This window comes from Mycoplasma zalophidermidis, assembly GCF_018913985.1.
Taxonomy (GTDB): domain Bacteria; phylum Bacillota_I; class Bacilli_A; order Mycoplasmatales; family Metamycoplasmataceae; genus Mycoplasmopsis; species Mycoplasmopsis zalophidermidis.
In genome coordinates this window covers 133,778-150,107 of the sequence record NZ_JAHMHK010000001.1, presented here as the reverse complement: position 1 = coordinate 150,107, position 16,330 = coordinate 133,778, and the positions used below count along the sequence as shown (strand labels likewise).

Genomic DNA, 16,330 nt, shown 5'->3' with positions numbered 1-16,330 from the left:
GAAAATATGAATAGAAAGTATTTGGACAAAGTGTTTAAAGAACACAATATTGACGCTATCGTGTCGGAAGCGCCGCAAACCAGATTATGATTAACCGGCATTCAAACAACTGATGGGTATGTAATTATTGAGAGAAACGAAGCGCATTTATTTGTCGATGGAAGATACATTGAATTTGCTCGCAATAATGCTAAAAATGTTAATATTCACTTATTGGTCGGAACTTCTCTGAAAGATTTTTTTGCAGAAAAAAAATACAACAAAGTTGCTTTTGAGGAAGATTATTTAAACCTTCAAACACACAAATATTTACAAAGCATAATTAATCCAACCGAAGAAGTTTTCATCCGTGGTCAAGAATTACGTATTTTAAAATCAAATGAAGAAATTGAAATAATGCAAAAATCAATAGATATTTCTTTAGAAGCTCTTAAAGAACTTTATAAATGAATAAAACCAGGCATGACTGAAAAGGAAGTGGCTGCGAAATTAAATTATTTAATGAAGTTAAATGGTGCCGAGAAAGAAAGTTTTGATGAGATTGTTGCTACAGGACCTTCTTCAGCTGAACCTCACCATCACCCAACAGATAGAAAATTAGTTGCCGGTGATTTATTAAAGATTGATTTCGGAGCTTTGTATAAAGGGTATTCTGCTGACATCACCAGAACAATTATTATGCCTGACGAAAATGGTAAGGTTAACATTAACAATCCAAAAGCAAAAGAAATTTTAGACATTGTTTTAGAAGCTGCTAAAGCTGGTAGAGATGCAGTTAAGCCCGGCATTAAAGCAAGCACCATCGATAAAATTTGTCGTGACTACATCAATAACGCTGGTTACGGTGAGTATTTTGTTCACGGTACTGGTCATGGTTTGGGTATTGATGTTCATGAATTGCCATATGTAAGTTCTAGAGGTTATGATTACATCTTAGAACCTGGTATGGTCATCACAGTTGAACCTGGAATTTATATTGAGGGTCTTGGCGGTGCTAGAAATGAAGATGATGTCTTAGTCACGGAAACGGGACATTATGTCTTTTCTAAACCAGAAGAAAGATCTTAATAATTTATGAAACAAGAAGATTTGTTAAAATATGAATCTCAGAGGGACGACGTTTTAAAGACACCTTTCATTTCCTATGAAGAACGTGTTTCAATTCTTAAAAAAATAAAATCAATAATTAAAGAAAACATTAACAATATAAACTTTTCTTTAAAAAAAGACTTAAACAAACATGAGAATGAAGTTTATTTTTCTGAAATTGGTTTAATTTTGAATGAAATTAGATTTGTACTTAAAAATCTAAAAAAATGAATGAAACCTAAAAAAGTTAAAACACCATTAGCTTTATTTTCTGGTGCTTCTAAAATTATTCAACAGGCATTGGGGCATTGTCTAATTATTAGTCCTTGAAATTATCCATTTTATTTAACATTTATGCCTTTAATTTCTGCTATAGCAGCTGGGAATAGAGTGATAATAAAGACATCTGAACTATCAAAACATTCTTCTAGTTTGATAATGAAAATTATTAATGAAGATTTAAAAACAGATAAGGTATATGTTATGAGTTCTGACGTTAATGATGTTAAAGAGATGTTAAAAAATAAATTCGATTTCGTCTTTTTCACTGGTTCGGAACGTGTAGGGAAGTTAATCACTGAACAAGTTTCTAGGTTTCACACTCCAATAACTCTTGAGCTCGGTGGTAAATGTCCAGTTATTCTAGATGATAGTGCAGACTTAAGGAATGCAGCCAATAAAATTATGACTGCTAAGTTTATAAATAGCGGTCAAACTTGTGTTGCTCCAGACTATATTGTTGTTCCTAAAAATAAAGGAACTAAATTTATAGAATATTGTCAAGATTACATAAATGCAAAATTAGATAAACTTGAGAATTATCCTAAAATAATTAGCGAGGAACATCACAAAAGAATTATGGGTTTAATTCCCAATGATGTCAACGTTCAATACACTGATACTCAAATTTTGCCAAAAGCGTTCATTTCTGATTGAAATAATAAAATTATGAAGCAGGAAGTATTTGGCCCATTGTTACCTGTTATTGAGTATCAAGATTTTTCAGAAATAGTCCGCAAGATTTCTGAAAAATCAGAACCATTAGCAACTTATGTTTTTACAAAAGAAAAAAAATTTGTCGATGAAGTTTTTAAAAATATACGCACTGGTGCTTTAGTAATTAACGATTTAATGGTTCAGTTAGCTAACCATTATTTACCTTTTGGTGGTGTCGGAGCATCAGGACATGGACGCAGTCGGGGATATGCTGGATTTTTAGAATTTTCAAATTCAGTCAGTTATTATCGGAGAACTTGATTTTCTACTGAATTGAGTGAGCATCCGTATTCTGAATTAAAACTGAAAATTTTAAAGAAAATTATTAAATAAAATGTGTTTTTTTGCAAAAGCGATTGAAAACACATTTTTTTAATAAAAATATTAAGTTTTTCAAAAAAGTATATATAATGAATTTATGAAAGAATTAGATAAAATTACACCATTAGAAAAAGACTTTGCGAAGTGATACACCGATGTCGTAAAACAAGGCAACCTAATTGCGTATGGACCATTAAAAGGTACATTAGTCTTTAAGCCTAATTCATTTGGTATTTGAGAGTTGATTCAAAAATACTTAAATGAAGAATTTAAACAACAAGGAGTTCAAAACGTTTATCTTCCTTTGTTAATACCTGAAAGATTATTTAACAAAGAAAAAGATCATATAGAAGGGTTTAACCCTGAGTTAGCAACTATTACACAAGTTGGAGAAGCTAAATTAGAAGAAAAGGTTTTTGTTAGACCAACATCAGAAGTATTATTTGCTGATTTATTTAAAAACTCAATTGAATCTTACAAGGATCTACCGATTATTTATAATCAATGAGCGAATGTTATTCGTTGAGAAAAAACAACTAACCCATTTTTAAGAAGTCGGGAATTTTTATGACAAGAAGGTCACACATGTCATAATAATGCAATGGAGGCGCGTCAATTAACAAGAATAATGATTTCACTTTATGCAAAATTTCTTAAAAATTACTTAGCGATCCCTGTAATTGTCGGTAAGAAAACACCTAAAGAAAAATTTGCAGGAGCATGTAGCACATATACAGTGGAAGCTATGATGAAGGACGGCAGAGCCTTACAAGCAGGCACCAGCCACTATCTTGCTCAAAATTTTTCAAAACCTTTTGAAATTACTTTTAAGGATGAAAATAACAATATTCAATTTGCTTATCAGACATCATGGGGTGTTTCTACTCGATTGTTGGGAGCAATTATTATGACCCATGGTGATAATAGAGGAATAATTATTCCGCCTAGAATTGCACCAACACAAATTGATATTCTTGAATTGTTTGCATCTAAAAACCCAAAAGTAAGTGAAGTAGCAAAACAATTAGTTAAAGATTTAGGAAGAATCTATAGAGTAAGATTAGATAATTCCGATAAAAACCCTGGATTTAAAGCTTCTAATTCTGAAATCCAAGGCACGCCACTAAGAATTGAAATTGGTCCTAGAGACCTTGAAAACAATATGGTAACAATAGTTCGTAGAGACACTCTAGATAAAATTGTAATGCCAATCAATCAAGTTAAAAAAGAAGTAAAAACTTTACTTAATGACATTCACAATAATCTATACGCAACAGCAAAAGAAAGATTAGACAAAAATATTGTTGCCGTTGACACATACGAGGAATTTGCGGATCAAATTTCTAAATCTAAATTCGTTTTAGCTCCTTTCTGTTGTCATGACGAAGAAGAGGAAGAAATTAAAGCTGAAACAGGTGCTACCGCACGTTGTATTCCCAAATCAATGGAAAGAGACGAAAAAATGAAACCATGTATTACGTGCCATCGTATTACAAAACGTTTTGTGATTTTTGCACGCGCTTACTAATGGATTAACTTAGCGTTTTGCTAGGTTTTTTTAATTAGGAGATAATATGAATTCTTTTTTAATCCAAAACTTCTCGAATTATAATTTAACGCAACTCGAAAAATATAAAGGTGTTAAAGATATATGTCAATTAGAATTAGGTCGAGCCAAAAGTAAAAGAATGAATGAATTTAAAAATGGCAAGAAACCTTCAACGTTAACTAGCGATATAAAAAACTTATACAACTATTACTCAGAAAATATGCAAAGAGTGTTGGTATGTATGAGTGACATTAGCCGCGAAATATTAGATAATGAGTTGTTAGACCCTTGCGATGACCCATTCTGGTGAGATATGCTTTGCTCTAAAACAACTTATTATAAAAGACGAGCCGCAATGGTTGATGAGTTCTTATTTTATTACTTCGATAGTTTTTAGAAGTGAGCGCTACGGCGCTCATTTCTAATTTATGAAGAAAATGCTAATCATTATTTATGGTTTTGTTCTTTTAAATTATAATGATAATAATAGGCTGGGGGAATTATGAATGAAAGTAATATCAGATTTAAAAAATTTTGCGATTCAATAGGTTTTAAAATTCCGGATAATTTGATAAAAACTGAACTCGAAGTTACAAAGTACGAAACCGATATTGATCAAATCAGTGTTAATATAAACTTCAGAGATGAAATAAATCCTGAAGATTTTTTTGCTTTATTAACAGCCATAAGAGCAAATAAAATTTATAAAGTATTTATAACTTTTAGTTTTGACTTATTACAGTATAAACACACTAATTTAGTTAAATTTATTGAATATATAATCGCTACTAAAAGTAAATATTCAAAACTAAAAGTGTTTGATTGAAACAGAGAATTAATTGGTTTGGATGGTTCAAATTTTGAAGTTACTACTATTAGTGAGGAACGTTTTAATGAGTTTAAAGATTTAGTTGATCAGTTATCTAATTCATTGAATAAATATGGTTATAAAAATTTAAATCTAAAATTAATATATCAAAGTCTTGTATTAAAGGAACTTGATGCATCAAATCGAGATAATGACTTATTAGCCCAAGAACAATTTTTAAAATTGATGAATTCTAAACCCGTACAAAGCAAATCTTCGGATAGTAAACCTAGCAAAAAATGATCTAGAAAACAATATCAGGATGTTGAAATAATTAATATAAAACATTTACCGGAAAAAACAAATATAACTATTACAGGCGAAATATACGCTAGCGATTTAATAGTTACTAAAAATAAAAAATATATTTATTCATTTTCGATTACTGACCACACTGACGCAATTAATGCTAAATGATTTAGAGATGATGCACTTGATGAAGACATTCTAAATAAAGATTTAAAAAATGGAAATTTTATTAAATTATTTGGTACTACTGCATATCAAACATTTGGTAAACCAGAATGATTTATATATATTGATTCATTCGAAAAAGCTGAATCAATATATAAAAAACGTGTTGATACTGCTTCTGAGGACCAAAAAAGAATAGAATTGCATGTTTCATCTAAATTAAATACTATGGATGGATTATTTAATCCGCCTGACATTATTTCAAAAGCGGAAGAATTTGGTATGCCTGCCGTTGCAATTTGTGATTTAGATGCCGTTCAAGGTTATCCTAATTTTTACCAAAAAGCAAGAAAATCTAAAGTAAAAGGTTTATATGCCGCTTCTTTTTCAGTATTCCATAAAAACCCAATCATTTTTTATGGTGATGTTCCGAGTGGAAAAATTACCGATCATTCTTATGTTTCTTTTGATATTGAAACAACAGGTTTAAGTCCAAAGTTTCATGAATTAATTGAATATGGTTCATATGTAATTAATGTGAATAAAATTGCTCCTCAGCCAACACAATTTTTAGTAAAGCCCAAGGAAAAAATTAAACCATATACTACACAACTTACAGGGATTACACAAAAAGATATTGATAGTACTGGTCTTGACTGTAAAGTTGCATTACAAAAAATATATGATGATTTAAATGGCAAAATAGCTCTTGCGCACAACGCAAAATTTGACTACAACTTTATCAAAGAACAATTTAGGTTAAATAATATGGAATTTCCAAATGTTGTTGTTATTGATACTTTAGCAGTATCGAGATTAATTTTTTCTGAACGCAAAAAACACTCGCTTGGAGATTTAGCAGCTAATTTAGGTGTTAACTATAACCCGAATGTTGCTCACCGTGGAGATTATGATGCCAAAGTCCTAGCCGATATTTGATTGGAAATGATGCACACCATGTCAACTAAAAATATCTTCACATTTCAAGATTTATTAGAATTTAAACCGGAAAATGAATTCAAAGATCGTTTCCCGTATGCATTTACTAGCTTGGTTCGTAATCAATTGGGTTTAAAAAAACAATTTGCAATGGTAAGTGATTGTTTAACCAAAAATTATAGTTATGGGCCGAGAACATTTTATGAAGATATCAAACCCGATCCTGATTTATTATTTGGTTCAGGAACATTAAAATCTAAATTAATCGATGATTATTTTTATGCTTCACGTAGTCAATTTTTAGAGGAAATTAAACGTTATGATTATATTGAAATTCCAGCTCCACAGGTTTTCAAACATTGGGTTGACATGGAATTCATTACTAAAGACCAACTGCACGATGGATTGAAAGACATTATTTTAACTGCTAAAGAATATAATAAAATCCCTGTTGCTACAGGTGATGTTAGATATTCCGATAAAGCTGATAAAAAAGCTTTTGAAATTTTGGTTTATGCAAAAGGAATTGGTGCAGCTCGCCACTATTTATATAATTATGGAAGGGCCAAAGAAGGTACTCTAACTATTCCTGACCAGGAATTTTTAACTACTAATGAAATGTTGAATCAGTTTGAATTTCTTGGCGATGAAGATTTAATTAAAGAAATTGTAATTACTAATAGTCGCAGAATTGCTGATATGTGTGAGGAAGTCGTTGTTATAAAAGACAAGCTGTATACTCCTAAATTTGATGACTCTTCAAGAAAACTTAGAGAACTAGTTTATCAAAATGCAAAATTAAAATATGGTGATAATTTGCCTGAAATTGTCGACCAAAGAATCAAGGCTGAATTAACCCCTATTATTGAGTATGGTTTTGATGTAATCTATTGAATTTCACACAGGCTGGTCAAAAAATCATTGGATGAAGGTTATGTTGTTGGTAGTCGTGGTTCTGTTGGTTCGTCTCTTGTTGCGACACTAAGCGAAATATCTGAAGTTAACCCTCTACCACCATATTATTTATGTAATAAATGTAAGTTTTTTGAATTAGCAAATGTTCCTGGAATTACTTCTGCTTATGATTTAAAAAACAAAAAATGTCCTAACTGTGAAATCGATATGGAAAGAGACGGGCATAATATTGCTTTTGAAACATTTCTTGGTTTTAAAGCTGACAAAGTTCCCGATATTGACCTTAACTTTTCTGGCGAATTTCAAGGAGAAGTCCATAATGAAACGAGAAGATTATTTGGTCAAACACATACATTAAGGGCGGGAACAATATCTACAGTTGCACCTAAAACAGGTTTTGGCTATGTAAAGAATTTTATTGAAGAAACTCATACAGATTACTCAGATGCTTATGCTATGTATTTAGCGACTAAAATCGATGGTGTAAAACGCACTACAGGTCAACACCCGGGTGGTATTATCATTATTCCTACTGAATATGATGTTTACGATTTCACCCCAATTAATTATCCTGCCGATGATACAAATTCAACCTGATTCACTACTCACTTTGAATATAAAGCTATCCATGATAATGTTTTAAAACTTGACTTACTGGGGCATGATAACCCTACGATAATTAAAATGTTAGAAACATATACCGGATTGAGAATTGCTGATATTCCTAAAAATGATCCAGAAATTGTTAAGGTATTTAACTCTACAGATCCATTAGGTATAAAGCCATCCGATATTGGTGGTGAAGCAACTGGCGCCATAGGATTACCTGAATTTGGTACTCAATTTGTTCGTCAAATGTTATTACAAGCTCAACCTAAATCGTTTGCCGATTTAGTATCCATATCAGGGTTAAGTCATGGGACAAATGTTTGAATTGGAAATAATCAAGATTTAATTATGAAAGAGGGCTTTAGACTTCCTGACATTTTCTGTTGTCGTGACGATATTCTTGCTAAATTGGTTGCTGAAGGTGTTCCGAATCGTTATGCGTTTAACATTATGGAAAAGGTTCGTAAAGGTAAAGGTTTAACACCTGAAGAACAAGCTGAATTAAGAAAATACAATGTTCCTGAATGGCAGATAGATTCAATGCTTAAGATTGCATATATGTTCCCTAAGGCTCACGCAGTCGCATATGTTCTAATGGCTTGATGAATTGGTTGATTCAAAATAAATCAACCTTTAGCATTCTATGCATCTTATTTTGCAACTCACGCAAAAGCCGTTGATGTAGAAAGCATGGTGGATGTGCGTAACGGAAAAAAAGCTCACAATAAGTTAGTTCAGCTTCAATCCGTTAATCGTAAAGAGTTAGATAATAAATCAATTGATTTAATGCCTACGCTTGAAGTTGTGCGCGAACTATATGCACGCGGTTTGTATATAGCAAATATAGATATTGAACGTTCACAAGCACATGAGTGAGTAATTGATAACGATGAAAAATGTCTAATACCACCTTTTAAATCACTTGACGGTTTAGGAGATTCAGTTGCAGAATCTATCGTAAATGCTCGCACCGAAAAGTCTTTCAGTTCTATTCAGGATTTTATAACCAGGGCCAAAGTTAATAAAACTTTAGTTGAAAAGATGGAAAAAATGGGCATTTTTGCAAAATTAGATGAAACAGATCAAATGAGATTATTTTAGATAAGTATTTAGTAAAATTTATTTCAATGGAGGAGGCAAAATGAATAAAAATAAAGAGAATCATATAATAAAAAAACCCACGTTTTGAAATGTATTTGTCTTAATACTTATGGTAACTTTTATTGGTTTTGGTGGCGGAAATGCCCTTATGCCTGTGATAAAACGATATGCTGTTGATAAATATGAATGGCTAGATAGTGATGAATTCGACAAAAATGTTGTTATTACAAATATGTTACCTGGTCCAATGGCTATTGAGGCTTTATCTTATATTGCAATGAAAACACTTGGATTTTGAAAAGGTTTTCTTGTCGTTTTATTTGCATCATTGCCGCATATTGTGGTTACAATAGCCTTATTCTTTGTATTGTCAAAGTTACCACTTGAATATTTATATGTGGTTCAGGTTGGAGTGTTAGTCGCTATTGTTGGGAGCTTAATTGGTTTTAGTTGATCATATTTTAAAAAAGGAATTAAATCTAACAAGATTGGTGTGTGAACAATATTATTTTTAATTACGATGGCTTTTTCATTATTTGTTCCTACCCCTTATAACGTTCCAGTCGCAATTATGTTTTTAATTATTGGTATTTTTGCTGCTATTTATTGTGTTCAAAAAAGAAAAAATATCAAGAAATTAAAATGTCAATTAAAACAAGAAAAAATAATCCAGAACACGGATAAATCAATTGAAAATGTAGAAATTTCACATTCAATAACAGAGGTGAATAACATTGAAGAGATAAATAAAAAACAAGACAATATTAATGAGGTCAAATAATGGGATTATTAGCTTTATTAGTTTCTCTACCCCTTATTATTCTTGTTTCATTATCTGTGTTTGGTGGTGGTCAAATATTTATGCCAATATTTACTTGGTTATGAAAATCCCTTGCTAAATGATTTAATATAACTATAACTACTGAACAAATTAATAGTGTATTTGCAATTTCAAATTCAACTCCAGGAATTTTAAGTCCGAAATTTGCGACCGTTACGGGATATTTGGTGTCGGAAGGGCAATGATGGGGTTATACAGCAATGATATTGACTTATCTAGCATTTTGTGTTCCGCCTATCTTAATGATGAAATTAGCGATGAAATATGCTGATAAGTTTGAAGATTCATTGTTTTTGAAGAAATTAATTAATATCATGAATCCGGTTGTAACTGGAATAATTGTCGCTTTAGCAATTCAGTTATTTATTGGGTTAATTGCGCCACAAGTAGTATTTAATAAATCAGCTAAGGAATATTTTGGATTAGATTACAGTGATAAAACAGTCATATTTTTCTCAGGGTGAAGGGGAATTGTTTTATATGTATATGTACCAATCGGAATTATTATTTCTTTAATTTTGTATTTCAAAAAAATCCCTATGTTTGAGTTAATATTAGGTAATGTAGTAATAGCGCTGATTTTATTTGAACCTTGATTAAAAGTAGCTTCTTAGCTATTTTTTATTTAAATAAAAAACCGGCAAAGCCGATTAATTATGATTATTATTTCTTTTCTTTGTGGTTTGTATGTTTGTTACATTTGCCACAGTATTTATTTAATTCCACTTTTTCTGGGTGGTTTTTTTTGTTTTTCTTACTAATGTAATTTTCCATTTTGCACTCAGTACATTGGAATGTAAATCCTTCTCTTGCCATTCTTGTCTCCTATGTGTAATCTTATGTGTGTAAAATTCTTTTTAATTATTTTTTAATTATAACCATAAATATAATTAAAATAAATTTTTAGTTGTGTTATTTGTTTATTTTAGCATATTTTTGTCAAACGGGATAAATTCTTAGTTAGCTAATTAATTTTTTCTTGGTATTTCTCTAATTTTTGAATTGCTTTTTTTACACTATCGTATGCTGCTGCTCTAGTTGTGGCTGTAATGTCAGCGATTTCTTGATAGCTTAAATTTTCTAAAAAATAAAGTTGAAAAGCTTGTTTTTGAGTTTGTGTTAATAAATTTTGAAATTTTTCAAATAAAGAAATGTAAATTTCACGTTGTTCAATATCATTAATCTTGCTCATTTTCCACCATTAAATCTTTCGTCATTGTGTAGATGAATTTTTCAAGATCAAATTGTTCGAGGTCATCTAAACCTTCACCTAAACCAATGTATTTAACATTAAGGTCAAATTCATCTTTAATTGAAAGGACAATTCCACCCTTGCTTGTACCGTCCATTTTAGTCAAAATAATTCCGGTTGGATTTGCTGCTTCTTTGAAGTGCCGTGCTTGGCTAACACCATTTTGTCCGGTGGTTGCGTCCAACACTAATAAACATTCATGGGGTGCGTCATCTTGGAAACGGGTTATTATTCCGTACATTTTTTGCAGTTCTTTCATTAAGTTTATTTTATTTTGTAATCTACCAGCGGTGTCAATCAGTAACAAATCATAATTTTCTTCTTTAGCTTTTTTAAGAGAATCAAAAACAACTGATGAAGGGTCAACACCTTCTTTTGCTGGTTTAACAATATCAGCACCAGCACGATTCGCTCAAACATCCAATTGGCTGACAGCTCCCGCCCTAAATGTGTCGGCAGCAGCTACCAAAACTTTTTTGCCCATTTGAATATATTTATGAGCAATTTTGGCTACAGAAGTAGTTTTTCCTGAACCATTAACCCCAACAAAAACAAAAATATTAAGGCGACCATCTTTATAATTTAAGTTAGTATCAACAACACTTTTATTCGTGTAGATAACAAACATCTGATCGGCTGTTAGTTCACCAATATCCTTAGTATCGTGTAAATTACGCAATCTTACTTCATTTTTTAGGTGGGTTATAATCGCGTACACCAATGAAGCATTAATGTCAGACATGATTAAAATTTCTTCTAATTCTTCGAAAAATTCCTCATTAATTTTTTTGTGCTTATTTTGCAGGTTAAAAATTTTTCGTCCAAGACTAGATGCATTGCTTAGTCCGGTCGAATATTTTTCCAGTTTTTTTGATTCAATCAGTTTTTGTTCTTCTAATTGTTCAATTTTTTGTTCTTTTTCAGCAAGTTTATCCTTTTTTCTGCCAAAAACTTTTTCTTTTAAAAATTTAAAAAATCCCATAGTGTCTAAATTTTAAAGGAAAATCAAATATTTTTAAGCAAAAGACATTCATTGTTTAAATGCTTTGAGTATAAAATATGTTTATAATTATTGTCGAGGCAATAATGAATAAGAAAACAATGATAAAAGTAAAAGGTTTGGTTAAAAAATTTAACAAACTAAAAGTTGTAAACAATCTTTCATTTGAAGTAAATGAAGGAGAGTTATTTGGTTTTATTGGCTTAAATGGTGCCGGTAAAACCACTACATTAAATATAATTTTAGGTCTTTTAAACAAAGACGGCGGAGAAGTATATATTGAAGGCGATTTACTAACAAATAACATAGATAAAATAAGAAATAAAATAGGTATAGTTTTTCAAGAATCGGTTTTAGACGGTGAGTTAACAGTATATGAAAATTTAGTAATAAGATGTTCTTTGTATCAAGATAAGGTAAATAATGTAAAGAAAACCGTTGATAGAATAATGAATGAATTTGAACTAAATGAATTGAAAAATAGACCTTATGGTAAATTATCAGGTGGCCAAAAAAGAAGGGTAGACATAGCTAGAGCACTAGTTCATAATCCACGTATTTTATTTCTTGATGAACCAACCACCGGGCTCGATCCTTCATCGCGAAAAATGGTTTGAGAGATATTAAAAAAACTTAGAAAAGATCATAATCTTACAATTTTGTTAACTACTCACTATATGGAAGAGGCAAACGACTGCGATAACATAATCATAATTAAGAAAGGTGTTAAATTGATTGAAGGCACACCATTTGAATTAAAATCAAATTATTCAACAACAATTTTGAAAATACATGAATTTGACGAAGCGTCAGACATTAAAACAACAATCAATAAAGTTGGTGCTATCAGACAAGATAATTATTGATTAATTAAATTTATGAATTTCATTGATTTAAAACAATTCATTGATAAATATTCCACTAATCTCAAAGATTATGAAATTCTAAAAGGAAGTATGGATGAAGTATTCTTAAACGTGACTAAGGAGAAAGAATAATGACACAACTTAATGCTTTATTAAAAAGAAATTTCCTTTGCTTTTTTAAAAGTAAATCCAAAGTATTTTTCACATTTTTAACACCATTAATCTATTTATTCATTTATTTCATACTAATAAGAAAACTCATGGCAGGTGGTTTCGAAAATATACCAAATGCTTCTAAAATTACTAAAGACGCTTTGGTTGATGGGTTTTTGTTATTTGGAATTATTTCGATAACAACCATCACAACTGCCGTGACTGGTGCGACTCAAATAGTTGATGACAAATTAAGTGGTGTTTTAAAAGATATTTCAATTACTCCAATCAAATCATCAACAATAAGAGTGAGTTTTATATTAATTAATTGAATTATTAATTTAATTATTTCGACCGGATTATTCTTAATTGTTGTTTGTTACATGTTAATTAAACACACAGCAATTAATGGCTGAAATAACTATCTTTATTTTGTTCCGATGATTATTTTATCTACTTTATTTAATTCGATATTATTTACACTTATCTTTAGTTTTTTTAAAAACAAATCTGTTTATAGCGCATTTTGTTCATTATTTTCGTCAATTATAGGGTTCTTAATAGGTATATATATACCTTGAAACTCTTTAAATAATAATGTGCTTCTTCAAATATGTTCTGTAATTCCGCAGACTCAATTTACAAATATTTTTAAATATTTAAGTTTGGCAAATATTTCTGAAAGTAATATTAATTTCGGTAAAGAAGCATTAGGTATAGATTATATTGTTTTGTTTGGACATAAAATCAATGTTTGGATCTGCATACTTTACTCAGGTTGTTGAACAATAGCTGCTTTAACAGTTGCTTCATTATATAAATTCAATATTAATAAATAGGCATCGCCTATTTTGCTTATTGCGGTATAAAGCCTGTGTATTCGTAAAGTTGTGTCATAGTTTCGGAAAAATATTTTATAATTTATATATTGAATTGATTTGGAAAAATAAGCGATTAGAGCTTTTTAATAAAAATAAAGATATTTTTTATCTTTCCGAGGGGAAAAATGCCAGAAAATAAAAACAAAGAAATGAAGTTCCCACTCTTGGGAGCTATTATTAATGTGCAGGCTTATAAATACAACGGTTATTTATATCGCCAGTGAAACGGAGTTAAGGTTATTAGAAACACAGATGATCACTTCGCGCTGTTTATTTACAAAACAAGAGTTGCCGAAACTGAAAAAAGTTCGTGAGTTTATCGCGAGCCCGTTATTTGATTCATGCCTAAACATGAGAACTATAATGCTTTAATAATGTTAAAGAAAAAGCATAATTATATATATGTAAATATAGCCTCAAAACCAATTTACGAAGATAATACTATTAAATTTATTGATTTTGATTTAGACATTAAGTCATATCCAAAACGCGAACTTGCAATTGTTGATAGGGATGAGTTCGCTCATAATTCAAAGAAATATGAATATCCTGAAAGTTTAAAAATGATTATTTATCAAACGCTTGAATTGGTTGTGGATAAATATGAGAAGCAACAATATTTCTTTAATCCTAAATTGATTGATTACTATATTGATGTAATTAAGAAGGACAATTCTTTACCAAAGGATTTCAGAACTACGGAACCTTCAAAACCTCGCAGATCAAAGAAAGGTTAAGTAAAGATTAAACAAATCTAATTCGTTTTAAATAATTAAAAAATAGAGTTTTATGACCCTATTTTTAATTTTGGTTTAAAGAAACGATAATCATTGGTTCTTTATTAAATGTTTTGAAAATTCTTTTTCTAATCACATGACGAGCACGATTTTGAAAATCTTTCAACCCTTCAAATTCTTCTGTTTCTAAAAGACTTACAATTGTTGAAATAATTAATTCTTCAGCTTCTTTTTTATCTTCTTTTGAGATTGCTCCGATGATGTTAATTTGTGTACGTCCTGTTAATTTTTTAGTGTTCGAATTATAAGTCGATGTAATTATTATTGCTCCATCACGGCCTAAAATTTCACGCTCTGCTATAACTTCGGTACTAATATCTCCAATTCCAAAACCATCAATAATAACATCGCCGATACCTTTAATTTTGCCTTTGGTACTTGATAATTTGCCATTGATAAAGTGAGCTATCTTTCCATTTTGTAATAATATACAATTTTGTGGTTTGATTTTAGCTTCTTTACTAATACATTTAGCAGCCTCTGATAAATAACGGTAAAGTCCTTGAACTGGAATAACATATTGGGGTTGCAAAGTTTTAACTAAATCAATTAAATCCTGTCTTGCTGGGCGGTGACGATAGAATTCTTTATTCGAAACATCAGAAATTTTAGGTGTAATTCTAGCAATATCATCTAATGATACTGCTGCAATACTTTCAAGACCAGCTATTGGGGGTGCAATCATAATTACATTATCAGTTGGTTTTAATTTTAAGAAAACATCATTATTATCAGTAATTCTTAAAAATCTTGAGTAAAGACGTTCGATGGCTCCAGTGACCAAAACAACTGCATTGTCTGATTTATTAGCCATTTTGTAATCTATTTGTTCCGGTAATTTTAAATTAGGATTTTCCTTTTGCATTAGATAGAATAATTGTCCATATGTCTTGCCATAAGTAATTATTGGACGATTAGTTTTTATTGCCAGTTCTAGTATTTGATGTATTGAAACCATTTCTTCGTCATAGGCACCAATAATTATTCTTTCATTTTCCTTTGCACTCATAAAAACATCTTTAATTGATTCAGGAAGGTTGATTTTATCTACTGCTTTTCCTGAATAGTTTGCGCGACCAGAATCAACAACTAAAGCAATTAATTTGCGTTTTGTAAAGCCTGTTTTTAAATGTTGAAAATCCAGTTTTCCATAAATACCTAAATTACCTTCAACGAAGTTAAACATAAATAACACATCACCGTCTGGAGTAATAAAATCAAAACCAATATGTCCGGGCATTGAACCAGCAAGCTCAATTGGTTGGACAAAAATTTCACCCAATTTAGCCATCTTACTTAAAGAAATTATCTTATAATCTTTGTTCATGATTTTATATTTCGAAAGACGATCCGCTATCATTATTTTATTAAATGGTGACGTGTAGATATTTAGATTTGGTATATGCATTAATAATCAAGGTAATGCTGAAAAAGTTTCGTTTTTAACATCGGTTACAAACACCCCAACTATTTTGTCTTTATTTTTTTCAAGATAAGAAAAATCAGGAATTAATGTGTCAACTCCGTTTTGTGAATTGATAGGAACTTTAGTTCCGGCATTAATGATATAGATTTTTTCGTTATATTCTAAAACGTAACAGTTTTTACCATTCTCATCTAAACCGCCTAATGCAAAAATATTAATATGATTCATATATCCTCCATTTTGTTAAATTATTTAATTGAATTTTAAAGTTTCTAGTTGTGGGTATTATATACTAAACATTAATATAATATTT

Annotated in this window: 14 protein-coding genes; 10 read left to right on the top strand and 4 right to left on the bottom strand. The window is 30.3% G+C overall.

What is annotated here, in order from left to right; translation table 4 throughout:
- Positions 1 to 6: 6 nt before the first annotated feature.
- The 7 genes from KQ878_RS00565 (at position 7) to KQ878_RS00535 (ending at position 10,256) form a co-directional block, all read left to right on the top strand.
- Positions 7 to 1,068: an aminopeptidase P family protein gene (locus KQ878_RS00565; RefSeq protein ID WP_216505163.1), complete on the top strand. Its 1,062-nt coding sequence runs from the start codon at positions 7 to 9 to the stop codon at positions 1,066 to 1,068.
- Positions 1,069 to 1,074: 6 nt separating this feature from the next.
- On the top strand, positions 1,075 to 2,418 hold the full coding sequence (locus KQ878_RS00560) for an aldehyde dehydrogenase family protein (protein WP_216505162.1): 1,344 nt from the start codon (positions 1,075 to 1,077) through the stop codon (positions 2,416 to 2,418).
- A gap of 85 nt (positions 2,419 to 2,503) precedes the next feature.
- Positions 2,504 to 3,934 (top strand): proline--tRNA ligase, encoded by a 1,431-nt coding sequence (gene proS, locus KQ878_RS00555; protein ID WP_216567730.1) that lies wholly within the window; start codon positions 2,504 to 2,506, stop codon positions 3,932 to 3,934.
- A 46-nt stretch (positions 3,935 to 3,980) separates the two neighbouring features.
- Entirely contained in the window at positions 3,981 to 4,352 is a 372-nt protein-coding gene (locus tag KQ878_RS00550; protein WP_216505160.1) for an MG284/MPN403 family protein, read from the top strand.
- A gap of 105 nt (positions 4,353 to 4,457) precedes the next feature.
- Positions 4,458 to 8,801, top strand: a complete 4,344-nt coding sequence (locus KQ878_RS00545) for a PolC-type DNA polymerase III (RefSeq protein ID WP_216505159.1) — start codon at positions 4,458 to 4,460, stop codon at positions 8,799 to 8,801.
- Between the two features lie 40 nt (positions 8,802 to 8,841).
- Positions 8,842 to 9,582 (top strand): chromate transporter, encoded by a 741-nt coding sequence (locus KQ878_RS00540; protein ID WP_216505158.1) that lies wholly within the window; start codon positions 8,842 to 8,844, stop codon positions 9,580 to 9,582.
- Positions 9,582 to 10,256, top strand: coding sequence for a chromate transporter (locus tag KQ878_RS00535; RefSeq protein ID WP_373422566.1), 675 nt, complete (start codon positions 9,582 to 9,584; stop codon positions 10,254 to 10,256). The genes KQ878_RS00540 and KQ878_RS00535 overlap by 1 nt, the downstream gene beginning before the upstream one ends.
- A 49-nt stretch (positions 10,257 to 10,305) precedes the next feature.
- Here the strand turns inward: KQ878_RS00535 and rpmG are convergent, their stop codons facing one another.
- The 3 genes from rpmG to ftsY all read right to left on the bottom strand — a co-directional run bounded on the left by rpmG (position 10,306) and on the right by ftsY (position 11,876).
- Complete coding sequence (gene rpmG / locus KQ878_RS00530) at positions 10,306 to 10,458, bottom strand: 50S ribosomal protein L33 (protein WP_171111173.1); 153 nt, start codon at positions 10,456 to 10,458, stop codon at positions 10,306 to 10,308.
- Between the two features lie 148 nt (positions 10,459 to 10,606).
- A complete protein-coding gene (locus KQ878_RS00525; RefSeq protein WP_171111171.1) occupies positions 10,607 to 10,834 on the bottom strand; it encodes a sigma factor-like helix-turn-helix DNA-binding protein in 228 nt (75 codons plus the stop codon).
- Complete coding sequence (gene ftsY, locus KQ878_RS00520) at positions 10,821 to 11,876, bottom strand: signal recognition particle-docking protein FtsY (RefSeq protein WP_216505156.1); 1,056 nt, start codon at positions 11,874 to 11,876, stop codon at positions 10,821 to 10,823. Before ftsY ends, KQ878_RS00525 begins: the two co-directional genes overlap by 14 nt.
- A gap of 104 nt (positions 11,877 to 11,980) precedes the next feature.
- On the opposite strand from ftsY, the gene KQ878_RS03865 reads away from it, so the two are divergent.
- The 3 genes from KQ878_RS03865 to KQ878_RS00505 all read left to right on the top strand — a co-directional run bounded on the left by KQ878_RS03865 (position 11,981) and on the right by KQ878_RS00505 (position 14,531).
- Positions 11,981 to 12,892, top strand: a complete 912-nt coding sequence (locus KQ878_RS03865) for an ABC transporter ATP-binding protein (RefSeq protein ID WP_216567729.1) — start codon at positions 11,981 to 11,983, stop codon at positions 12,890 to 12,892.
- A complete protein-coding gene (locus tag KQ878_RS00510) occupies positions 12,892 to 13,752 on the top strand; it encodes an ABC transporter permease (protein WP_216567728.1) in 861 nt (286 codons plus the stop codon). Before KQ878_RS03865 ends, KQ878_RS00510 begins: the two co-directional genes overlap by 1 nt.
- A gap of 167 nt (positions 13,753 to 13,919) precedes the next feature.
- Positions 13,920 to 14,531, top strand: coding sequence for a DUF402 domain-containing protein (locus KQ878_RS00505; RefSeq protein WP_216567727.1), 612 nt, complete (start codon positions 13,920 to 13,922; stop codon positions 14,529 to 14,531).
- 64 nt (positions 14,532 to 14,595) lie between these two features.
- Here the strand turns inward: KQ878_RS00505 and KQ878_RS00500 are convergent, their stop codons facing one another.
- On the bottom strand, positions 14,596 to 16,245 hold the full coding sequence (locus tag KQ878_RS00500) for an MBL fold metallo-hydrolase RNA specificity domain-containing protein (protein WP_216505150.1): 1,650 nt from the start codon (positions 16,243 to 16,245) through the stop codon (positions 14,596 to 14,598).
- Positions 16,246 to 16,330 lie beyond the last annotated feature (85 nt).